Origin of the sequence: Maribacter sp. (genome assembly GCF_039974175.1) — a bacterium.
Taxonomy (GTDB): domain Bacteria; phylum Bacteroidota; class Bacteroidia; order Flavobacteriales; family Flavobacteriaceae; genus Maribacter_C.
Genome location: NZ_JBDWJN010000009.1, coordinates 478,493 through 500,467, shown reverse-complemented (window position 1 = coordinate 500,467; position 21,975 = coordinate 478,493). Strand labels below are relative to the sequence as shown.

18 protein-coding genes are annotated in these 21,975 nt (G+C 38.9%); 2 read left to right on the top strand and 16 right to left on the bottom strand.

Features of this window, described 5'->3' with window-relative positions:
- Positions 1-3 precede the first annotated feature (3 nt).
- The 3 genes from ABJN95_RS08620 to ABJN95_RS08610 all read right to left on the bottom strand — a co-directional run bounded on the left by ABJN95_RS08620 (position 4) and on the right by ABJN95_RS08610 (position 4,036).
- Positions 4-2,346 carry a PSD1 and planctomycete cytochrome C domain-containing protein gene (locus tag ABJN95_RS08620; RefSeq protein ID WP_348369976.1) on the bottom strand — a complete coding sequence of 781 codons (2,343 nt, stop codon included), beginning with the start codon at positions 2,344-2,346 and terminating at the stop codon, positions 4-6.
- 99 nt (positions 2,347-2,445) lie between these two features.
- A complete protein-coding gene (locus ABJN95_RS08615; protein WP_348369975.1) occupies positions 2,446-2,979 on the bottom strand; it encodes a YceI family protein in 534 nt (177 codons plus the stop codon).
- Positions 2,980-2,989: 10 nt separating this feature from the next.
- Complete coding sequence (locus ABJN95_RS08610) at positions 2,990-4,036, bottom strand: SUMF1/EgtB/PvdO family nonheme iron enzyme (protein WP_348369974.1); 1,047 nt, start codon at positions 4,034-4,036, stop codon at positions 2,990-2,992.
- A gap of 162 nt (positions 4,037-4,198) precedes the next feature.
- Between ABJN95_RS08610 and ABJN95_RS08605 the strand changes: the two genes are divergently transcribed.
- Positions 4,199-4,882, top strand: coding sequence for a head GIN domain-containing protein (locus ABJN95_RS08605; RefSeq protein ID WP_348369973.1), 684 nt, complete (start codon positions 4,199-4,201; stop codon positions 4,880-4,882).
- A gap of 31 nt (positions 4,883-4,913) precedes the next feature.
- On the opposite strand, the gene ABJN95_RS08600 is transcribed toward ABJN95_RS08605, so the two are convergent.
- The 4 genes from ABJN95_RS08600 to abc-f form a co-directional block, all read right to left on the bottom strand.
- Positions 4,914-5,096 carry a CPXCG motif-containing cysteine-rich protein gene (locus ABJN95_RS08600; RefSeq protein ID WP_348369972.1) on the bottom strand — a complete coding sequence of 61 codons (183 nt, stop codon included), beginning with the start codon at positions 5,094-5,096 and terminating at the stop codon, positions 4,914-4,916.
- Between the two features lie 113 nt (positions 5,097-5,209).
- Positions 5,210-6,079, bottom strand: coding sequence for a hypothetical protein (locus ABJN95_RS08595; protein WP_348369971.1), 870 nt, complete (start codon positions 6,077-6,079; stop codon positions 5,210-5,212).
- Positions 6,080-6,123: 44 nt separating this feature from the next.
- Positions 6,124-7,017, bottom strand: a complete 894-nt coding sequence (locus tag ABJN95_RS08590) for a leucine-rich repeat domain-containing protein (RefSeq protein ID WP_348369970.1) — start codon at positions 7,015-7,017, stop codon at positions 6,124-6,126.
- A 167-nt stretch (positions 7,018-7,184) separates the two neighbouring features.
- Positions 7,185-9,098 (bottom strand): ribosomal protection-like ABC-F family protein, encoded by a 1,914-nt coding sequence (gene abc-f / locus ABJN95_RS08585; RefSeq protein ID WP_348369969.1) that lies wholly within the window; start codon positions 9,096-9,098, stop codon positions 7,185-7,187.
- A gap of 180 nt (positions 9,099-9,278) precedes the next feature.
- On the opposite strand from abc-f, the gene ABJN95_RS08580 reads away from it, so the two are divergent.
- Entirely contained in the window at positions 9,279-9,668 is a 390-nt protein-coding gene (locus ABJN95_RS08580; RefSeq protein WP_348369968.1) for a DUF983 domain-containing protein, read from the top strand.
- Here the strand turns inward: ABJN95_RS08580 and ABJN95_RS08575 are convergent.
- The 9 genes from ABJN95_RS08575 to ABJN95_RS08535 form a co-directional block, all read right to left on the bottom strand.
- Positions 9,658-10,713 (bottom strand): FAD-dependent oxidoreductase, encoded by a 1,056-nt coding sequence (locus ABJN95_RS08575; RefSeq protein ID WP_348369967.1) that lies wholly within the window; start codon positions 10,711-10,713, stop codon positions 9,658-9,660. The genes ABJN95_RS08580 and ABJN95_RS08575 overlap by 11 nt on opposite strands.
- Before the next feature lie 183 nt (positions 10,714-10,896).
- The gene (gldN, locus tag ABJN95_RS08570; protein ID WP_348369966.1) at positions 10,897-11,799 is read right to left on the bottom strand and encodes a gliding motility protein GldN; all 903 of its coding nucleotides are present in this window, start codon (positions 11,797-11,799) and stop codon (positions 10,897-10,899) included.
- 56 nt (positions 11,800-11,855) lie between these two features.
- A complete protein-coding gene (gene gldM, locus ABJN95_RS08565) occupies positions 11,856-13,424 on the bottom strand; it encodes a gliding motility protein GldM (protein WP_348369965.1) in 1,569 nt (522 codons plus the stop codon).
- Positions 13,425-13,481: 57 nt separating this feature from the next.
- A complete protein-coding gene (gene gldL / locus ABJN95_RS08560) occupies positions 13,482-14,132 on the bottom strand; it encodes a gliding motility protein GldL (RefSeq protein WP_348369964.1) in 651 nt (216 codons plus the stop codon).
- A gap of 255 nt (positions 14,133-14,387) precedes the next feature.
- Complete coding sequence (gene gldK / locus ABJN95_RS08555; protein ID WP_348369963.1) at positions 14,388-15,743, bottom strand: gliding motility lipoprotein GldK; 1,356 nt, start codon at positions 15,741-15,743, stop codon at positions 14,388-14,390.
- A 120-nt stretch (positions 15,744-15,863) separates the two neighbouring features.
- Positions 15,864-17,021 (bottom strand): formimidoylglutamase, encoded by a 1,158-nt coding sequence (locus ABJN95_RS08550; RefSeq protein WP_348369962.1) that lies wholly within the window; start codon positions 17,019-17,021, stop codon positions 15,864-15,866.
- 146 nt (positions 17,022-17,167) lie between these two features.
- Positions 17,168-19,660 (bottom strand): type I DNA topoisomerase, encoded by a 2,493-nt coding sequence (topA, locus tag ABJN95_RS08545; protein WP_348369961.1) that lies wholly within the window; start codon positions 19,658-19,660, stop codon positions 17,168-17,170.
- Between the two features lie 119 nt (positions 19,661-19,779).
- Positions 19,780-21,081, bottom strand: a complete 1,302-nt coding sequence (locus tag ABJN95_RS08540; RefSeq protein ID WP_348369960.1) for a hypothetical protein — start codon at positions 21,079-21,081, stop codon at positions 19,780-19,782.
- Between the two features lie 78 nt (positions 21,082-21,159).
- Positions 21,160-21,903 carry a hypothetical protein gene (locus ABJN95_RS08535; protein WP_348369959.1) on the bottom strand — a complete coding sequence of 248 codons (744 nt, stop codon included), beginning with the start codon at positions 21,901-21,903 and terminating at the stop codon, positions 21,160-21,162.
- Positions 21,904-21,975: the final 72 nt, after the last annotated feature.

Sequence of the window (21,975 nt, the reverse complement as noted above, 5' to 3'; positions counted from 1 at the left end):
AATTCACTCTTTAGTTATGGTTTCGTCAAGATTGTAAATAACCTGGGCCGTAAGCATCAATGCCGCCGTTTGCGCCGGATCAACATCTAACTGTTCAAATTCACCTATGGCAGCCAATTCTTTCGCATCTTCAATGTTTGCCGAAAACTGTTCGAGTTCATCATGGTAGTACTCATTCAACATAGTAAACTCTTCCTCCTTAGGTGATCGTACTAGAATGCGCTCAAAGACATACTTTATAATTGAATTTTCTTTAATGCCCGAAGCTATCGTACGTTGCGCCAAAACTCGGGTCGCTTCCAATACTTGAATATCATTTTGCAAGGCCAATGCCTGCAATGGGGTATTCGTTTTTTGTCTGCGAACCTCGCAAAAATCGCGTGTTGGAGCATCGAAAATGCTCATGCTAGCTGGTGGTAAAGTTCGTTTCCAAAGCGTATACAGTGAGCGACGGTACAATTTTTCACCTGTATCGAGAACATAGGTTGTCAAAGTACCTCGATTACCCCCTGCATTGGTTTCTTCCCAAAGCCCAGGTGGCTGATAGGGTTTTACGCTGGGACCGCCAATCTCGGTATTCAACAAACCACTAGTAGCAAGCATATAATCGCGAATCATTTCGCCACTCATTCGAAAACGAGGTGCTCTTGCCAACAATTTATTTTCAGGATCTGCTTTTTTTATTTCTGGTCGTAGGGCCGAACTTTGTTGATAGGTTTCGGAAAGCATTATTTTTTTTAGGAGATACTTTATATCCCAGTTGTTTTCCATAAAATCTACGGCAAGCCAATCTAACAATTCGGGATGTGTAGGCAAGCTACCCTGTACTCCAAAATCTTCAGAGGTTTCTACCAAGCCGCGCCCAAATACCATGCCCCATATCCGATTAACGAAAACCCTAGCGGTCAGTGGGTTTTCTTTATCCGTCACCCATTTTGCCAAGCCCAAGCGGTTTTTTGGCAGGTCTTTTGAAAAAGGATGTATAATGTCGGGTGCATTGGGTAGAACCGAATCTGTAGGTTGATCATACTCTCCACGGTTCAATATAAAAGTGGTTTTTGGTGCAGAATCGTTCATGACCATTACCTTAACTTCCTTTCCTTTTTCTAACTTAACAAAATCAAGTACGCCTTCAGTTTCTTTAGCGGTTAGTGCCATGTATGGTGGGTCGGCAAAGAACTTCTGATTTGCGGCCTGCACGGCATCCATCTGAATTCCTTTTTCATTTACATAGTTGAAAAAAGAGAAAAACTCGTAGTAATTTTTTTGTGAGATAGCATCATACTTGTGGTCGTGACAACGTGCACATTCTAAAGTAAGGCCAAGAATACCTTTACCCAGCGTATTGGTGCGGTCTAACACATAATTCGTTCGGTATTCCTCCTGTATGACTCCACCCTCCTGCGTAATCGGGTGATTTCGATTAAAGCCTGTTGCCAACACCTGTTCTTTGGTGGCGTTAGGAAGCAAATCTCCTGCTAGTTGCCAGGTCAAAAATTCATCATAAGGTAAATTTTCGTTAAAGGCATGAATTACCCAATCGCGCCAGGGCCACATCGTTCTATAACTATCATCTTGATAGCCATGAGAATCTGCGTAGCGGGCCAAATCTAACCAAGACTGGGTCATGCGTTCACCATAAGCGGGCGAGGCCAAATATTCATCAATAGCTTTAGGTACAATATTCTCTGAATTATTTTGTAGCAAGCTGTCAACAACATCCTGTTTGGGTGGGAGTCCGGTGAGATCTAAACTAATTCTTCTTAATACAGACTTTATCGGTGCCTTTTCGGAGGGGGTTAATCCATTTTCCTGAAGCTTCTTAAGTATAAATGCATCAATTTCATTGACACCCCAAGCCGTACCGTCGCTAGCAGGGATTGCTTTTTTAATCGGAGGAATGAAGGCCCAGTGCTTTTCGAATTTTCCGCCTTGTTTAATCCATTTTTTGATAAGTTCCTTTTCATGTGGGCTCAAACGCAATTGCGAATCTGGCGGAGGCATAATTTCAGTAGCTTCGTCAGACACTATGCGTCGATACAATTCACTTTCACCAATCCTATTCGCGACGATTGCAAATTTTCCGGGGTTTTCTGGTAGTTCGGCTAGAGCATCTTCAGCGGTATCGAGCCGTAAGCCGGCTTTACGCTTATTGGCATCAGGTCCGTGACAGGTGTAGCAATTGTCAGAAAGTATTGGTTTTATGTGGAAATTGTAATCGACCACATCAGGCATCTTCAAGCTGACATAATCGTCTGAGGTGCTTTCAAAAAAACCAGACTTAAAGGCCCATAATAAGGCCGTTAATGCTAAAAGAGTAGCAGCGATAATAAGTTTTTGCTTCATTAGATCCTACGGCTACAAATTTGATTAGTCTTAAAGATACTAAAATTATAAGCCCAAAATCAAAGGGGAAACCATATTGCTCAAGGATTAACTCAAATGTTATATCCTATTAAAAATCAGATCAAACTTTATCGATACCTCATCACCCACAATAATCTGACCGAACATTGCTGTTGGCGGGTTTATTTCGAAGTCTTGCAATATGATTTTTTTCTCTCCTTTTATTTTCAATTCACTTCCATCAGTTTCAATTTCAGCATCAATTTCAACAGTTTTTTCAATTCCTGCTATGACCAAAACCCCAACTAAAATAGCGGTATTCTTGGTCTGCTCTAGTACAAAAGAAACCTTAGGATGCGTTTCTTTCTTCAAAGCTGCATGCATTTTTTTATCCATGGTTGCACCGCGCTCACTAATAATATCAGCAACTGTAACCTCAAAATTGATAGCGGCTGGTGACCCATTTTGCAAGCTTAGACTGCCTTTCATTTTGTTTGCGCTTACCGTCCAATTATGTACCGTAGAAGTGCCATCAATAGTCAATTGACTTTCTGATGCTATGCGATACGATTCTTGGGCTAAGACGGCCATTGAGAATCCTAGGCATACGAATAGCGATACTATATTTTTCATGGGTGTCATTTTATTCATCTAAAACGGTCTGCCAGAATTTTTTCTGCTCTTCTTCTGATGGTTGGTTTTTAGGGCTTACTAAACGGAAGCCTACAAAATTTGAATCGGTAAACCACCAAAAGCTTTTTGGAATTTGTGGGTCTCTTTTTTGCAACTTCGAACTTGACGCTGATCGTGAAGCCGAACGCAGTGTTTTTGCATCATCGTCCCAAGAACCGCCGCGATACACTCTTGGGTGGATTACGGTTGGGGTCTTCCAAGGATTAGTTGCCTCTAAGGTAGTATAGGCTTCAGCGTTATACTCATCTAATGTCCATTCGGCGGCATTGCCATGCATATCGAATAGGCCCCAGGCATTGGGCTTTTTTGTGCCTACCTTGGCGTATACACCGCCAGCATTTTTATAGTACACTGCATACTCATCAATAGCGGTAATATCTCCAAAACTATAAGCAGAGGTACTTCCCGCTCTAGCGGCATATTCCCATTCCGCTTCTGTGGGCAAACGGTAAAATTTTCCCGTAACGGTGCTCAACCATTTACAGAATACCAGAGCCGAATAGGCTGACATACTTACAGCCGGGAAATCCTCTTTTCCCATACCATAAGAAGGATCTTCATAAGGTGGACTCGGTCTGGTTATGGCGTCAATCTTCATCACCCTATCATCCTCAAGTTTTACAAACAATTCCTTATTCTGTTTAAAAAAGAGTTCGAAGACATCCCATGTAACTTCGTACATACCCATATAAAAGGCATCAACAGCTACTTCCCGTTGTGGCCCTTCGTCAGCCTTTCTGTCAGTTTCCGATTCCGGACTCCCCATTAAAAACGTTCCCTCGGGAATTTCTATCATTGCAAAAGAAACATCAGTGGCTGGTACAGTTTCCGTATAGCTATGCTGCGCTTTTGGTGTGGTCGCAGCAATTGCTGCTTTTGGTGATACAGTCGTAGCAGAAGGTTCGACAGTTTTCTGAGTCGTCTTACAGGATACGACCGTAATAAGCAGGCATCCGATCAGGAGAATTTTAATAATAGTAGTTCTATTCAATTTCATTATTTGGTTCCTAGTTAGGTTAAAAATATTAAAAAATTATTTGGTGTATTTAATAATGTTTAAGGCTGCTATGGTCTAAATGGAATTTATGTCAAATTATCTTAAATTTGGTATACTTCATGATACTATCTTGAGGTCGATACAAGAACAAAAATATAAAGCATGAAAAATACGATTACTACCTTAATATTATTGCTATGTGCTCTCAATTCTTTTGCTCAAAAAGAAAAAACAACAATAGATTTGGAAAAATTCACCGAACTAAAAGCATTCGATCAAATAGAAGTCACCTTGATCAAAAGTGACAAAAATCAGGTCGTACTTACTGGAGATGATCAAGGAGATGTGAATGTGGATAACAAAAAGGGGCTTTTAAAAATCAAAATGGATTTTGAAAATCATATGGATGGGGAAGATATTGAGGCTAAAGTCTATTACACCGAAGAACTGACCTTGTTAGATGCCAATGAAAATGCAAAGATTTTCTCTGAAGGAACGTTCAAAAGCAAGGAGGTCAAAATTGCGGTTCAGGAGGGTGCTGATGTAGAGATGAAAGTGGATATAGACAACCTATATGTTAAATCAACCTCGGGTAGTGCGGTGAGGCTTACCGGAAGTGCCCGAATTCAAGAAGTAGTTGCCAATGCCGGTGGTAAGGTATATAATAAAGCATTAAACACGGAGGAAACCAAGGTCACCGTGAATGCAGGAGGTTCAGCCGAAATAAAGGCTTCTAAAAAAGCGGCGGCAAAAGTACGTGCTGGTGGTTCTATATATATTTATGGAAACCCTAAACAAGTAGATCGAGATAAGGTTTTTGGAGGAAAGATCAAGGTGATGGATTAAGTCTAGCTATTCATAAGCAGTCACGTTCAACCTATTGTGCTATATCAATAGCATTAAAAGCGACGAGCTCATTTTCTTGAAATTCGGAGGTTATTTGTATGGGGTTGCAACACACTTCACAATCTTCAACGTAGCTTTGCCTAGCTTCGGAAGGATCAAGAAGCATAGAAATTTCTTCCCAGCAATAGGGGCATTGAAAAAAGTGTTCGATCATAGACAACCAATTTAAGTAATGTCTGGCACAAAAGGTGTAAAACCCAATAGAGGATGCTCTCGCATCCCCTATACCAAATTACTAACTAGACTATAGCACCACCGTTCTTATAGCTAATCGTCAATATCATCATCATCCTCAAATTTAGTGTCCGCCATACGGGTTTTATTTTTATTGAGATTATCGAAATCGAATTCAAAATCTGCCCCGGCATCGTGGTCAAATGCTAATAAGCCCTTCACATTTATCAATTTTAGCCCCTTAAAAGAGTCAAATCTGTTGTTCTGAATTTGCAGTACCCTTAGACTGGCCAATTGGCCAATCTCGACGGGAATTGCCCCACCCAGTCGATTGTTGGCCAATACCAGTTCTCTAAGATTTGAAAGTTTACCCATTTCTGATGGGATAGTACCCTCCAATGAATTTTCAAAAAGCCCCAAACTTTCCAATTTGCTCAAACTACCGAGCGAATCAGGAATTTGACCCTTTAGGTTGTTGCTCGACAAGTTAAGCACTTTTAAGTTTTCAAGCTTTCCAAAGTCTTCTGGAATATGGCCTGTCAAGAAATTGTTGAAAGCCGAAAACTCCTCCAAGCTCTTCAACTGGCCTATTGAATCAGGCAGTACGCCCTTTATTCTATTCATTTCTATTTTTAATACTCTCAAGGCTGATAAATGCACCAATTGCTCCGGCAATTCGCCAGAAATGCTATTAAAAGCAAGATTTAGGTGGGTAAGATTTTTCAATTTCCCAATGCTTTCTGGTATAATTCCGACAAGATTGTTGTTGAATAGATTTATTTCAACAACCTTACCTTCTTTAACCTGTATACCATGCCAGCCGGCCTCATTTTCCTCAAGATTCCATGGTTGCTTCCAATTTTCACCATTCATCTCATGATAAATATCGAGAAGTGTTTGTTTCTCCTGTTCAGAGATTTGAGCATTCACGATAGTGATAGCTGTAAAAAAAACAACTAACATCAGCCATAATGAGATTATATGTATATTCTTAAGGTACATGCTACTTATTCATTGTCTTTGTCCTCCTCAAACCTCGTATCAACCATTCTGGTGTCTCCTTTGCGATATATGTCTCTAAAATTATCTCGTTCCGATTTATGTGTACCCTTGTCGAAATCAAATAAAACCAAATCTATATCTACTGGGATACTGTTACGCAGGCGTTCTTGGTCGAAACGATTTCCTTGTATTTGCAACGCCCTTAGATTGGGCAGAGAAAAAACTTGAGAAGGAAACTCTCCTGAAAGTCGGTTCTCAGATAGCACCATCATTTTCAAATTGTCAAGCAACCCTATACTATCTGGAACATCGCCATAAATATTGTTATTTGCGATTTCAAGGCGTTCTAAGCTGGTTAAGTCTTTAATTTCTTCAGAAATACGCCCTGTAATGTTATTATCTGAAACCAACAGTACTTTTAGATTTTTTAAAACAAACAGCCCTCTAGGTAATATTCCCGACAGTTTGTTCGAAAAAAGATCTAAAATTACCAACTTTCTTAAACTTCCAATTTCATAAGGAATACCTCCCGTAATTCTGTTTTTTCCAAGTCTTAAAACCATCAAATTTTTAAGTTCCACGATGCCCTTGGGCAAATCACCTTCTATCTGATTAAACGCTAAGTTTAGTACTTGTAGCTTATTGAATGCTCCTATAGATTCTGGCAAACTTCCCTTTAGATTATTATTCATCAAGCTAAGGGAAACCACATTATCATTTTTAATTTCTACACCATACCATTCAGAAACATCCTTTGACAAATCCCAAGATTCTTTCCAATCATCACCCCCGGTACTAGTATACAGCTCTATTAAAGCCATCTTTTCCATTTCTGGTATTTGGCTAAAAACAATACTGTTCGTGATTAAAACCACTAGTAAGCAAAGGTATTTTTTCATTCGTCGTATTTTTGCAATTGCCTATTTATAAGAATTATCTTACAAATTAACGTGAAATACCGATAATAGTACAAAATATACCCACTAATTAAACTGAGAAACGTGGTTTTTGTTGTGAAATGCCCAAAAAGTGTTGTAAGAATTTAGCTACTTTCTTGAAATAACTCTTAAGATGTGCCTTCTAGTTCGATAGTCAATCGTTCCCATCTTTTCATTAGCTCTTCCACATCTGCTTTCTTTTTTTTGTAGTCTTCAAAAAAATTATCCTTGGCTATTGTTGCATCATAGTCCATAAGTAGGTTGTGGTCTATTTCGGCTATTTCTTTTTCAAGAGTCGAGATATTTTTTTCAACCGTACTTAATTTGTTCTTAAGTGATTTTATCTTTTTTTGATTTTGAAAGCTTTGCTGCCCTCCCTTCGGCTTTTCTTTCTCCTTTGGTGTATGTTGTTTTTTTTCAATGGCCCTGAAGTCTTCTGCCTTACGTTCTTCTAGATAGTAATCGATATCTCCTAGATACTCTTTGATCTTTCTATCTTTGAATTCATATACTTTATTGGTTAGTCCTTGTAGAAAGTCACGATCGTGAGATACCAAGATCAACGTGCCCTCGAAATTCCGTAATGCCTGCTTCAAAACATTTTTCGACTTAATGTCTAAATGGTTTGTAGGCTCATCCATCACCAGAACATTAAAAGGTTGTAATAGCATTTTTGCCAGAGCCAGTCGGTTGCGTTCACCCCCTGATAAGACCTTTACGAATTTGTCGACCTCATCACCGCGGAACAGAAAAGAGCCTAAAATATCTCTAACTTTACTTCTATTTTTTTCGTTTGCGGCATCAAGCATGGTATCATGCACAGTTTTGCTTCCATCTAAATACTCCGCCTGGTTTTGAGCAAAATATCCAATTTGCACATTGTGGCCAAGTTTAAGCTTTCCTTCATGTTCTAACTCGCCAACCATGATCTTTGCCAAAGTTGATTTTCCTTGTCCGTTCTGACCAACAAATGCGGTCTTGCTATCGCGTTCAATCAACAAATCAATACCCTGTAGCACATGATTGTCTCCGTAGCTTTTCGAAAGATCTTCAATTTCAGTTACTACTTTTCCAGGGGTAATAGAAATGGGGAATCGCACATTCATTACGCTATTGTCATCTTCGTCAACTTCGATACGTTCAATCTTATCAAGCTTCTTTATAAGTGATTGGGCCATGGAAGCCTTAGTTGACTTCGCACGGAATTTTTCAATTAAACGCTCGGCCTGCTGAATCTCCTTTTCTTGGTTCTTCTGGGCGTTCAATTGCTGTTGTTTCATTTCACTTCTGAGAACTAGATATTTTGAGTAGGGTTTGTTGTAATCATAAATACGGCCCAGGGAAATCTCGATGGTGCGATTCGTCACATTATCTAAAAACATTTTATCATGTGAAACAATTACGACGGCACCGGGATAACTTTTTAAAAAGTTCTCCAACCAAATGATTGATTCAATGTCTAAATGGTTCGTTGGCTCATCTAGCAGCAACACATCATTGCTTTGCAAGAGTAATTTTGCCAACTCTATACGCATACGCCAACCGCCCGAGAACGTTTCTGTTTTTTGATTAAAATCGGCACGCTTGAAACCAAGTCCCTGAAGTATTTTTTCGGTTTCACCTTGATAGTTATACCCCCCTATAATCTCATAGTGATGCGTTACATCACTTAAATCAATTATCAGCTGGTTGTAACTTTCACTTTCATAATCGGTACGTTCAGCAAGTTGTTGGTTGATCTCGTCTAATCGCATTTCAAGGCTTTTGATTTCTTCAAAAGCCTGATAGGCCTCTTCCAACACAGTTCGGCCTTGCTCGAAGTCAATATCTTGTCTAAGGAAACCGATTTTTATATCCTTTTCAACTGCGATAGTGCCCGAATCATAGGGCATATCTTTAGTGAGCAATTTCAGCAAAGTAGACTTACCTGCTCCATTCTTGCCAATAAGCCCTACACGATCACCTCCGTTAAGGCGAAATGAAATTTCTTCAAACAAATATTCGCCTCCAAAAGAAACGGAAAGATTGTGGATATTGAGCATATGCTAAAATACTAGGTAAATCGTAATTCTATTATGGTGTTAGGCTCCAAACTGAACTTCATGTCACCTACTACATCTGTCTTTCAATAATTGGTTTTAACGATTTGCACATTGAATTTTGTAATGCTAGTTACATTTTCAAAATTGTCAAATCAGTACCTTTACACAAAGATTTTGCAAATGTTAAAAAAAGGAAACAAACTATACAGTATTTTAACAGGAAGTTGCCCTAAATGTCATGAAGAGAGCATGTATGTGAATAAAAATCCATATAAACCTGGACATTTATTTAAGATGCATGAGCGTTGTGCTAACTGCAATACCAAATACAAAATTGAACCTTCTTTTTTTTATGGGGCGATGTACGTTAGTTACGCAGTAGGAATTGCTTTTGCAGTTGCAGCCTTTGTGATTGCAAGATTGTTTTTGGGGGCGAATTTAATAACCACTTTTATCGCTATTGTCGCCACCATGGTTGGATTCATGCCCGTAATTATTCGTTTGTCAAGAAACATTTGGATCAACTTCTTTTTCAAATACGATTCTGAAGCTGCGCAAGCTAATTCTTAAAGTGTTTTTTAGTAAAGCGTGATATGTCCATTTCTGGATGTATGGCTACGCCTTTTTCAATCAGATTTAATAGTTGTTTGGAAGCAAAGGGAGCAATCATAACCCCTCGAGAACCAAATCCATTTAAGACATACATATTTTTATTCTTTGGATGTTGGCCCACCAAAGGTCTCCTATCTGTCACTGTGGGGCGAATTCCCGCCAGTTGATCTACCACTTCATAATCACACTTCAACAAGGCATCTAATTTCTGAAGCAACTCGCTTCTTGAAGCTTTCGTCGGAAGGTTGGTGGTATCCTTCCATTTATATGTTGCTCCTATTCGATACAGATCGTTTTCCCAAGGAATCAGAAAAATCGACGATTTAATAGCCTTGGTTTCATTTAGGTCGGGTACTTTGACGGTCAAGTATTCTCCTTTTGTACTAGTTAATGGCAAGAAATCGAAAAAAGGATTTTTCTTCATACCATATCCCTCCGCAAAAACAATCTGCCGTGCACTTACAGATTTATAACCTAAACCATCTACATTGAATTTTAAGGCGCCGTAGTCAAAGGTTTCCTGTACGAACCTGTCCTTTGACCGTAAATACTCCTTATACGACAACAGCAATTTTGCGGTATCTATTCTGCCGGTATGCAATACTTCTCCAAAGCCGAAGGGAGCATCAATTTTTGGGTTTTGGTTGCGCTGAATTGTTGTTGCCAAAAAGTCTTTTAATCCTATCTTATCGGAAGCTTCAAACCACATATTCTGCTCTTCGATAGAGGCAAATCTCCGCAAGACCGGTAGCTTGTAATTCAACTTTATTTTTAGTTTTCTTTCGAGAGATTGGTAAAACGGAATGGCCAGGTCGAGTTGCTCCTTGGCGTTCCAGGCCATGGTAAATCGTTTTAAGATTACCGGGTTGTATAATCCACCAGCTACAAGCGAGGATGTTTGTGAAGCATCACTAATGACTTTGTAGGTTTTGCCACTTTGCTCAAGCCGTTCACAAAATGATACGCCGGCTATTCCTAAGCCTACGATTAGATAGTCTATCATGTGGCAAAGGTACTTATTAAACCTCATTGGGAGGAGAGCACCACAAAGCTAGCTGTAAACGTTAGAGTCAAAGTCAAGAGCCTACCTCCATGTACTCACAATAACAAAAAAAATCCTCAACATTGCTGTTGAGGATTTAATATGTTCTTGAATTGGAATTCTAATACTTGTTAAGCGTACGAATTAGTAGCTCCACATGTCTTGTTCTCTATCTCTGATGACCTCTTTAATTCTTTTGGCCTCCAGTAGTTGGAACAAGGCATTATCAGCGACGTAATCATTAACCTTTCGGTCACCGTGTACGTTGTCTTCTCTATAAATTACACCATTGAACCTTCTTGCATTCAACAACATATCAAAAGATATGGGTTGTGCAGAGTTGCGTTGGTTAAAAACCTTGGCTTCATGAAGTATTTGCCTGGCACCTGGGTACCACACCCAGAAAAGTTCTACCTTGGCATCTTGAAGATCCATTGATTCATCGTCTATAAAGTTAACATCTGGTGCAACAGGAGCGATACCCAATAAACGGTACTTTAATTCTCCTTGACGTTTGTCGAAATACCAGATTCCTTTGATACGGTACTCTTCAATATCCGCGGCTGAAAGTTCTCTTTCGTTGATGTACTCATCTGAAAGTTCTTCACCAGCATTTATTTGTTCGTAACCATAATCGGTTGTATCTCTTTTCTTTAAAGTAGCTTCTAAGTCACCAAAAACTCTTTTTTCGGTAAAATAAGAATCAACATATACATCCTCAAGTTTTCCGTTTTTGATATTCTTAATTAAAACATCATACAACGACCTTCTATCTGCACCTATATCAACGGTGTCAGTAGGATAGTATAAAGGAAAATTTACACGCTCATCTAAATCAATGACTTCCCATACAGTTTTAGACCATAAGATATCTCTATCATCTACATAACCATACTCTAGAGGAGCATCATTGTCTAGTGCTTTTTGAGCTTCAGTCCTCATACCTATCTCTTGTGGCTTCTTCGCGTTTAAAATATTTGCTTGGGCCATCATTGAAGCAGGTAGCAAGGTCACAGCTCCGATTAGTAAAACATTCTTCCAATTCATGCTTGAATTAATTTAAAATTACCGAGCGACTTACGCCGCTCGGTTTTCTATTAGTATTAGTTTGTGATCTCCACAACAACTGGAGACACTTTCTTTAATTTATAGGTTTTGTTGTTGCTAATGAAAGCATTGATATCAAAGATCTGAACTGCATCACCACGCTTTGCTCTTTTCAAAGCAGACTTGGCTCTAGCATCTAATTTACCACCTTTAACAACTACTGTAGGCTGACCTGGAACTTTGAATTTAAACCCACTTACTCTAAGGTTCAAATCAAAATCGAAGTCTTCTAAGATTGCACCAACTGTAGATTTTTCTAAGTTAGCTCGTGGCATTTTAGCGCTTCCTGTTTCACCTCTGATCGAACCAGAAGGTCTTGGAATATCTTTGATTCTGAATTCGGATCTAGAAGAAACTCTCTGACCGTCAGGTAAAGTACCAGAAGCCGTAATAGTTACTGTTCTTCCTTTACCAGGGCTCATCACATACTTGCTACCGCTGCTTTTCTTAAGACCCGGGGCAGAAGCACTAACCTTATTGTTAGGTATACCAGGTATAGAGATAGACATTGGGTTAGATACACCGCGATAAACAACGTTCATCTTGTCAGCAGCTATCAATGCAGCATTTGGCTTAGAAATAGTAGCGAAAGAATTCTTTACAGGAACTTCAATCTCATTACCATCTTGCATGAAGTATAAGGTTCCAGCTACCTCATGGTCTCCAGCAGCGCCAGAACCAATAAGCATTTTTACACCACCAGCTTCAATCTTATAATCTCTTCCCTCCGAAAGTTTTCTTCCATCAAGGGTCAATTCAGCTCTTACGGGAGTTGATGAATTATCAGTTTTACTAATGATAATTTTACCATCATACTTTTCTCCTGTATAGTAAGCTGACTTGCTTGCAAAAAGAGAAGTTGCAAAGTTTTTCAACGATACTTGTTCAGTCAACTCACCTGCCAACATCGACTTCAAAGCATCTTCTTCAGTTGCTTTAATATCAGCCTGCAAGGCAGTCAATTTAGTCAAAGACGCCACAAGTGGAAATCTTTCATAGTGATAGTTGATCCAATCAACTTTGTCACCGCTACGGTTGGTAACTTTACCATTCTCATCACCTGTTTGGAAACGAGCTACTACAGATGCTTTAACATCTTTCATAGTTGCTGGTAAAATATTATTGACACCATCACGGTAATCATTGATTCGCTTTAAGAACTCTTCTCCTTCCGGCGTCAAGTTATCTCCTTGGAAAAACTTTCCATCAAGAAAATCAGACTTGTCCATAACTTGGTAATCCGTAGGATCTTCGACTCCTTCTAACATACCATCTTTCAATGATTGAAGGTAATCGTAGTACTCTTGAGACATCTCTTTGATTTGGCCAGCTTTGGCGTACAAATCGCCATATTTAGCCGCATCTTCAGATGCTTTTGTACTTAGACCATCTAAGAAAGCTAGGTTACTTTCCGTAGTCTTTACGTTAGAAGTCTCCATCTTTACATTCATCAAACCGAATGCAGCTAGAACTTCTTTACTCATATTTAAGGCCAACATCGCGATGAAGATCAAATACATAAGGTTGATCATCTTCTGACGTGGTGTTGCTTTTCCTCCTGCCATGTTTTCTAATTAGTTTTTAATTATTATTTGATTTGGGGTCATTTTAACTAAAACTAATTAGTTTCTGGTCATTGCGGTTAACATACCTCCGTATACACCGTTCAATGAAGAAAGATTGGTAGCAAGAGATTCCATTTGCTCTTTCAAAGCAGCTGCATTTTGCAATTGCTCTTCATTAGCAGTAGCTTGCTTGCTAGCACTTTCTAATTGTACTTTGTAAAGGCTGTTCAATGATTCCATCTGAGCGGCAGCTTGTACCATTTCATCAGAGTACTTACGTGTAGATTCCATTGCATCTACTGTAGGAGCGATACCTTTGGCTGCACCTTCGAAGTTTCTAATGCTATCTCCTAAGCTTTCCATAAGCTGTGCATCAACACCAGCTTCAGCTAAAAGGTTGTCTAATTTAGCAGATAATGAAGACTCGGTTTCTTTGATCTCAGCAAGTTCGTTATCTCTTCCTGAAGACATACCACCACTTAATTCTGGGTATACTAAAGACCAATCGTACTCGTCATCTACTGGTTCGAATGCACTAATAGCAAAAATAAGTGCTTCAGTAATAAGACCTACTGCAAGTAAAAGACCACCTGTAAGCGGACCAAACTCCCAGTGAAGGATTTTAAATAATGCTCCGATAATTACTACCGATGCTCCAAGGCCATAGGCCATGTTGAATAGTTTCTTTGTTGATTTTGACTGTGCCATAATTTAAAAGTTTAATTTAAGATTTAATGTTAATAATAAGTATTTGGTTAACGTTGCTTCCGAACTATTCGGAAATATTTTGGATTTTGTGTATTTGAACTACTTTGTACTTAAGCTTTTTGTAACCCTAACCTTTTTTCAATTTTCAAGACCGCCATAGTCTCTTAAAATGTTGATATAAAATTAGTTGTTACTTTTTGTTTTTGGAATACCCAGAAGAATGTATTTTTTCTACTGGTTTTCCTTTATTCAATTTTATTGTGTTGAATCTTCTTCACCCATATAGTCTTGTACAGTTCTAAAACCGATATAACTACGCGCTGAATCAGAATATTCATAATCTCTAGTACTTACTTGTAAGAAGTATGCAACATCTTTCCAAGAACCACCTCTAATTACCTTTCTGGCATTCGCACCATCGCCACCATTTGGATTCATTGTTGATACATAATCATATGAACTTGGATCGTAGCTAGAATTTGTCCACTCCGATACATTACCGGCCATATTATATAAGTTGAAATCATTGGGCTCGTACGACTTAGCCTCTACAGTGTATAGCGCTGCATCTGCTGCATAGTCACCACGTTGCGGTTTGAAGTTGGCCATAAAGCAACCTGTGTCGCTAATTACATAAGGGCCACCCCATGGGTATGTTCCACCTTCAATACCACCTCGAGCAGCATATTCCCATTCCGCTTCGGTAGGTAATCTGAACTTATTTACAAATTGTCTGCCTCTACTTTTGTTATCATCATTCTTGAACTTTGTTCTCCAATTACAAAAAGCTTGAGCTTGTTTCCAAGAAATTCCAACCACTGGATAGTCGCTGTACGCATCATGCCAAAAATAGTCATTGTGCATTGGCTCATTATAGGAGTACTCGAAATCACGAATCCAAACTGTAGTGTCAGGATAGATTTCCAATTCTTCTTGACGAATGAAGTCTTTTCTTCTACCAGATCTCGATCTTGCAGCAGCTTCGATATCCATCCAACTGTATTTGTATTTTAATTTTGTCACGTCGATAGTACGTTGCCCATTGTAAGATTCCTCTTCTGGAATGTACAACGAATCCATGACCTCAGTATAATACTCATCTGGATACTCAGAAGTATCCCAAATAAGATCTTCATCTTTGTTCAAAGAATATCCTTCGTAACCTGTATCTCCCATTCCTGAATAATTATCAAGCATGTACTTGTCATAAACCGAAGCTTTCGTCGTATCGGCTTGCTTGAATGCATATTCTCCAATACCTCCATCTTCAGCACTTAATCCTAACTCATCGGCAAGAATGGCTAACCTGGTTCTGGCGATAGAGTCTTGAACCCACTCTACAAATTGTCGATATTCGCTATTGGTGATTTCCGTATCATCCATGTAGAAGGAACGTACGGTTACGGTCTTTGTAGGGGCGTTGAGAACCTTGGCTTGATCTTCTTCAGATTTCCCCATGATAAATGAACCTCGAGGAATGAGTTCCATCCCATAAGGTTTCTCTGGATACCACTTCTTTCCTTGGGCTCCAACTAGCTCTCCTTTTGATTTCGACCCACAACTTGTGAGTAAAAAAACAAACGCTATAGATAATAACAATAGCTTCTTCATACTTTAGGTTAAATTTCGATTATGGTTATAAACTGCAATCACTTATTTATTCTACACTCTAAAACTACGATTTGATTAAATTATTGTATCAAACCCCATTATACTGCAAAAAAAAATTGATTAGTTAAAGCCTTTTTTATAGGCCTTAAACCACCGTTCTGGAATGTTCTGATCGCAAGCGTCTAAATAGTCCTTTTCGGTGCAGGGTAATAACGAAGATGATTCGAGTTTAGTATTTGAAGTGAAAATAGATGGTACTTCGACCCACCATCTTTCGGTGAAATGACTCTTATAATAGATTAACTGCTCTGTTTCCGTTGGCACGGTATACTTCGTGAACGCTTCGGAATTAACGTATGGAGACTCTTTTATTCGAAAATTAAACCCTTCAACGAAGTACCAAATGATCTGCGCCATGAGCTGGCACGATTGGTTTGAATTTTCCATTTCATAGATACCAAAGACACTTACGTTATCACTAATACCAGCATAACGCGAGATAGCGCAAATCTCCCTACCAGTAAATCCATTAGGCGAGAAAGTATTTGAATACCCAATATCAGCCGCTCGTATGGCGCGAGCATCTAGACTAACCATGTGAGCATTGCGCAAAACGGGTTCAGCAAGCGCAATATCATTAATCAAATCTCCCAAACGATACGCATCAAAAAATAGACGTTCCATCAAATCGATTTCTTCCTGGGCATTGAAATAGCTTTGGTAACCAAGATTGGAAAAGTTGAATAGATTATTGGGCTTGTCTGTAATAATCTTGCTCATGTAGGAATGTGAGGATATCAATTCGTCTTCCATGCCAAAATCAAAACGACTGTCAACGGCCACGAGATTTATCATGTCTTTAATACCATCAAAAGATCTATAGGCGGGATAGGTAATATCTTGCGTGGCCCCTATGATAATGGGAACGATATTTTCTTCAAGTAAGCCAGCAACAATCTCTTTTACCACAAAGTAGGTATCCTCAACGGATTCTCCTTCTTCAATGTCACCCATATCAACTAAGGTAGAATTCCAATTGCCCATTAACAACTTATACAGTTGTATTCGAATAGCAGAAACGTCAAGTTTTTCAGTTTTTTTCTCGAAGGCATTTCGCGATTCCTTTACCCCAATAATGGCCAAGGAAGCAATTGCCAAAACGGGAAGTCCATCGCGAACCGTATGCTTATGAATATTCTTTCCTAAAGATTGCGGTGGTAGTAATTCGGTATGAGCCAATACCTTATCTTCAATAGGGACTAGGAAATCAAATGCCATCGGGTTGGTGGGTTAAAAGGTTACTGGTATTTGAAGGCAAATACGCATTTCAAAGTTAATAACTGTACCACCACATAAACAATAGCTACATGCAATTTATCGAAAGATTAAATTCCGATGATTAAACTATCGCTAAAATCAACAAATTACTTCTTCTTTGCTTTAGGTTTTGCTTTCGCTTTCTTCTTTGGGCTTTTCTTTTCGATAAGTGTTTTGGCCTCTTCTAATGTAACTTTTGTGGCATCAACCGTCTTGGCAATTTCTACCTTTACTTTGCCCTTTATGATGTTATGACGGCCCCATCTTGCCTTCTCAATTCGAATGCCTTCTTCTGGCCATTCTTGAATTAGTTTGTCAATTTCCTTTTGCTTTTTGACCTCAATCAATTCTTCAATATCAGCCTGGCTCAGGTTATCAAAATCATACTTCTTATTGACATTAATAAACATACCATCCCACTTGATGAACGGACCAAAACGCCCAGTTCCCTTTACCACATCTTTACCCTCGTAATTAGCAATGGGCGCATCTGCTTTTTCCTTGGCAACGATTAATTCGATGGCTCTATCGAGTTCTATTTCCATTGCATTCTCTCCCTTGGCCATAGAAATAAACTTCTCGCCAAACTTTACATAGGGCCCAAAACGACCTACATTTGCCAGAACTTCTTCGCCCTTATAAACACCTAATTTTCGTGGCAATTTGAACAAATCCATTGCCTCTTCAAAGGTTATGGTGTTTAATGATTGATCAGGTAGTAAACTGGCGAAGGTTGGCTTCTCTTCGTCATCCACTGTGCCAATTTGCACCATTGGTCCGAATCTGCCTAGCCGAACAGCAACACGTTTTCCAGATTTTGGGTCCTCACCTAAAATACGTTCACCGCTAGCCCGATCGGCATTCTCCTCAACATCTTTGACTATGGGGTGGAAATCTTTATAAAATGATTTCATCACTTTCTGCCAGTCCTCGTGACCTTCAGCTATCTCATCGAAATCTTCTTCTACCTTCGCTGTAAAGTTGTAATCGAGAACTGCTGAAAAATTACTAACCAAAAAGTCATTTACAATCATTCCGATATCTGTTGGAACAAGCTTTCCCTTATCAGATCCTACCATCTCGGAAAGATTCTTTTCTTTCAATGCGCCGGCCTCCAATACCAACTGGCTGTATTTGCGTTCAGTACCTTCAATGGTTCCTTTTTCAACATACTTTCTATTTACGATAGTAGAAATAGTTGGTGCATAGGTAGAGGGTCGACCAATACCCAATTCCTCCAATTTCTTCACCAATGACGCTTCCGTAAAACGATAGGGTGGTCTTGAAAAACGTTCAGTTGCCGTAATAAAATTATTCTGTAAAGCATCTCCAACCTGCATGGCAGGCAACATACCTTCTTGTTCCTCGGCGGCATCCTCTTCATCTAAGCCCTCCATATATACTTTTAGAAATCCATCAAATTTGATGACTTCTCCATTTGCAGAAAATTCCTCGCTATGAGTATTTACCTTAATCTTTACATTGGTTCTTTCCAATTGAGCATCACTCATTTGAGAGGCTATGGTTCGCTTCCAAATTAGCTCATATAATTTTTGTTGATCACGCTCTAATGAAGGTGATTGGTTCATCATGTTCGTAGGACGAATCGCTTCATGAGCTTCTTGCGCTCCTTTAGACTTTCCTTTGAAATTGCGAACATTACTATACTGCTCACCGTAGTTGGTGATAATCGCATCTTTTGCTGCATTGATTGCCTCACCAGATAAATTCACACTATCAGTTCTCATATAGGTAATCAAACCTGCTTCATACAAGCGTTGAGCAACTTGCATAGTTCTTCCTACTGAAAAATACAACTTACGAGATGCTTCTTGCTGTAAGGTAGAGGTTGTAAATGGAGCAGAAGGGGATTTTTTAGCTGGCTTTTTATCCAAATTTCCCACTGAGAAATTGGCTCCCATATTTTGCTTGAGAAATGCTTCTGCCGCTTCTTTTGATGGAAAGGTCTTGTTCAGTTTCGCGGTAAACACATTTCCTTCTAGAGTTTTAAACTGGGCCGATATTTTGAACGAAGCTTCTGCAGTAAACGCTTCAATATCACGTTCTCTTTCAACAATCAAGCGAACCGCTACTGATTGTACACGACCGGCTGATAGTCCTGGTTTGATTTTCTTCCACAGAACAGGAGACAACTGGTATCCAACAAGCCGATCTAAAACACGTCTTGCTTGTTGTGCATTTACCAGATTGTAATTTATTTCACGAGGGTTTTCAATTGCTTTCTGAATAGCAGATTTGGTAATGGAATTAAAAACTATGCGCCTCGTTTTTGCTTTGTCTAAACCTAGGGTTTCAGACAAATGCCAAGAAATGGCCTCTCCTTCACGATCCTCATCACTCGCTAACCAAATCAATTCAGACTTCTTAGCAAGGTCCTTTAATTTTTTCACAAGAGCCTTCTTGTCGTCGTCAACAATGTATTTTGGCTTGAAGTCGTTGTCAACATCTACACCTAATTCTTTAGAAGGCAAGTCGGCTATATGTCCGAAACTAGACTCTACTTTAAAATCTTTTCCTAAAAACTTTTCTATCGTTTTGGCCTTTGCAGGCGACTCTACTATTACTAGATTCTTAGCCATTCATCAGTTTTTGAGCCAACAAAAGTAGTTGAAATTTTTAATTTGCTACTATACCTTATATATATGTAAAAAAAAACACCCCATTTTCACGAGGTGTTTTTCTTAGGTTTAAGAACTATTTATTTTAAGTCAAAAGTGCTTAACAAGCGTATTTCATTATCGAGATATTCATATTGGTACAAAACTTTATCACCAATCATTAACAAGGAACTTGACAACGGAATTACATCATAGGTGTTGATATCTTTAAAGTGGTTTAGTTGAACCAGATCGTCGATATTGGTCTTATCATATACTTTCAAACCATCAGGACCATCACATATGAAAAGCTTTTCCTCTTTGATACCCAAGCCGTAGGGCTCGGTCATTGGATAGGTTTTCTTCAGAGTAGGCTTGTTAAGATCAGAAACATCTACAATATAAAGTCCGCTTTCCGTACCGTCACCGCAAAAATTACTACTTCTTAAGGTAACAAAGGCATAATCACCGCTAACCACAACTGGATCACAAGCCCTACCATGTGTAAACTCTGATACATATGTCGGTTTATCAGGTGACGAAATATCATAGATATACATGCCTTGCGTACCCCCTAAGAATAAGATATCACCTTGATTAAAGATGGTTTCTATGTTGCCGTTGGCGTATACCTCTTCCAATACCTTCGGATTGTCTAAATCTTCTATATTAAAAACATTGATACTCCAAGGTTCAACAGCGTAGAGATAATCGTCAACAATTTTAAAACGTGCAAACGAACCACCCTGACCAGTAGTTGACGTAGTAGGAGCTGCAGCCTCGGCAGCAGAATCGTTTGCTAGAAAAACATCAGTTCGGGTAGAACCATATTGGGCCTCAAAGTCAGCAGTAGACATGCGTACTTCGTTTACCTCCCAGCCCGTTAGGGCATCTCGATTGGCATCAAAATCGCTGTAATCATATGCATCTGCCTCGGGCCACGCTACGTCAAAACCAACGGTACACCAAAATATTTGATAGATGGCATTTTCCATACGTTTGGCAAATTTGATGTTCTTGATATCCGAAATATCCATCACTACCAAATCACCATAACTATCGGCAAAAAGCCGATCGTCTTTAATTGATATATCGTTGTTTCCCTCCAATTTTATAAAACCAATGTTCTCTGGAGCTGATGGATTGGTATTATCAAGAATATGAAAACCCCGATAGACATCATTTACAAAAATGTAATTTTTATAGGCATAAATTTTTCCAGATTCAATTATCGGAACCGGTTCTGTTACTGCAACTGCCTCTTCTTTAAAAGTAATAAGATTGCTCTTTAAAGGAGTTGCTATCAAATAGGTTTGCATCATATCTAGAGAAGAAACCTGATCATCAAAATCGCACGATTGAAAAAACACTAAGGCAAGCAGAAGTATTCCTATCTTTTTCATAACTATTATTTATTGGGTTGCTTCATTAGGATGCCGATTGGGGTATCACGTTGCGTGCGATCTAAGAAATTAACATTTCTAAGCAGACTCTAGCCCTTCCTCAGCTGAAAACCCGATTCCGTCTTTATACACATAGTATACAGGAACTTTTGACAACATTGCTGTAAAAAATAGGCCAACAAAACATAGAATAATACCCAATTCTGCGAGGAAACCCATAACCAGAAGCAATCCAAAAATGACTAACCAATTCTTATTGCCCAATTGAAAGCTTGCTTTCACGATTTCCATCGGAGTCAATTCATCGTTGAAGGCAAGCAAAGCAGGAATCAGCGACAAGGGAACCATTAGATAAATAAGACCAATACCACAAGTAAGCATACCCAGAACAGTAAGACCAAGGTAAATTGAAGCCAAAATAACTAGTTTGCGCAAGCGTCCATTCTTGAAATAGAAGAAATAATCGTCACCACTATTTTCATTGAAGTCCTTTATTTTACATATCCGAAGAAAGGCGGCCATAAAACCCAATGAAATAGTCATTACTGCTATCATTACAATCGGAATCGAAACAATCAGCCCAATGATAATTGGTAGACTCAATTCTTCATGTTGCAACATTTCAGGATCTGTTATACCTGCTGCAATCAAAGGCAGGTAGGCCAAAATGTAGAATGGCAAAATACATACCATGGTCAATAGTAGTATTATAAAACCTTGTACCCATACTTTTTTAAAGAGTTCAAAAGACTTACTAAAAATAGTACCAAACTCAATTGGATTACTATCATCGATCTTGCGGTTAATCATTTCAAATTTCATCGGTTGTCATTTTACATAAAAATAGGAAGATTCTGAGAAAGTAAATCGCACAAAATACTATTAAAATATACT

Bases quoted from the DNA above. Each gene is read 5' to 3' on its own strand.
- ABJN95_RS08620 (WP_348369976.1), bottom strand. From the start codon at position 2,346: ATGAAGCAAAAACTTATTATCGCTGCTACTCTTTTAGCATTAACGGCC.
- ABJN95_RS08615 (WP_348369975.1), bottom strand. From the start codon at position 2,979: ATGAAAAATATAGTATCGCTATTCGTATGCCTAGGATTCTCAATGGCC.
- ABJN95_RS08610 (WP_348369974.1), bottom strand. From the start codon at position 4,036: ATGAAATTGAATAGAACTACTATTATTAAAATTCTCCTGATCGGATGC.
- ABJN95_RS08605 (WP_348369973.1), top strand. From the start codon at position 4,199: ATGAAAAATACGATTACTACCTTAATATTATTGCTATGTGCTCTCAAT.
- ABJN95_RS08600 (WP_348369972.1), bottom strand. From the start codon at position 5,096: ATGATCGAACACTTTTTTCAATGCCCCTATTGCTGGGAAGAAATTTCT.
- ABJN95_RS08595 (WP_348369971.1), bottom strand. From the start codon at position 6,079: ATGTTAGTTGTTTTTTTTACAGCTATCACTATCGTGAATGCTCAAATC.
- ABJN95_RS08590 (WP_348369970.1), bottom strand. From the start codon at position 7,017: ATGAAAAAATACCTTTGCTTACTAGTGGTTTTAATCACGAACAGTATT.
- abc-f (WP_348369969.1), bottom strand. From the start codon at position 9,098: ATGCTCAATATCCACAATCTTTCCGTTTCTTTTGGAGGCGAATATTTG.
- ABJN95_RS08580 (WP_348369968.1), top strand. From the start codon at position 9,279: ATGTTAAAAAAAGGAAACAAACTATACAGTATTTTAACAGGAAGTTGC.
- ABJN95_RS08575 (WP_348369967.1), bottom strand. From the start codon at position 10,713: ATGATAGACTATCTAATCGTAGGCTTAGGAATAGCCGGCGTATCATTT.
- gldN (WP_348369966.1), bottom strand. From the start codon at position 11,799: ATGAATTGGAAGAATGTTTTACTAATCGGAGCTGTGACCTTGCTACCT.
- gldM (WP_348369965.1), bottom strand. From the start codon at position 13,424: ATGGCAGGAGGAAAAGCAACACCACGTCAGAAGATGATCAACCTTATG.
- gldL (WP_348369964.1), bottom strand. From the start codon at position 14,132: ATGGCACAGTCAAAATCAACAAAGAAACTATTCAACATGGCCTATGGC.
- gldK (WP_348369963.1), bottom strand. From the start codon at position 15,743: ATGAAGAAGCTATTGTTATTATCTATAGCGTTTGTTTTTTTACTCACA.
- ABJN95_RS08550 (WP_348369962.1), bottom strand. From the start codon at position 17,021: ATGGCATTTGATTTCCTAGTCCCTATTGAAGATAAGGTATTGGCTCAT.
- topA (WP_348369961.1), bottom strand. From the start codon at position 19,660: ATGGCTAAGAATCTAGTAATAGTAGAGTCGCCTGCAAAGGCCAAAACG.
- ABJN95_RS08540 (WP_348369960.1), bottom strand. From the start codon at position 21,081: ATGAAAAAGATAGGAATACTTCTGCTTGCCTTAGTGTTTTTTCAATCG.
- ABJN95_RS08535 (WP_348369959.1), bottom strand. From the start codon at position 21,903: ATGAAATTTGAAATGATTAACCGCAAGATCGATGATAGTAATCCAATT.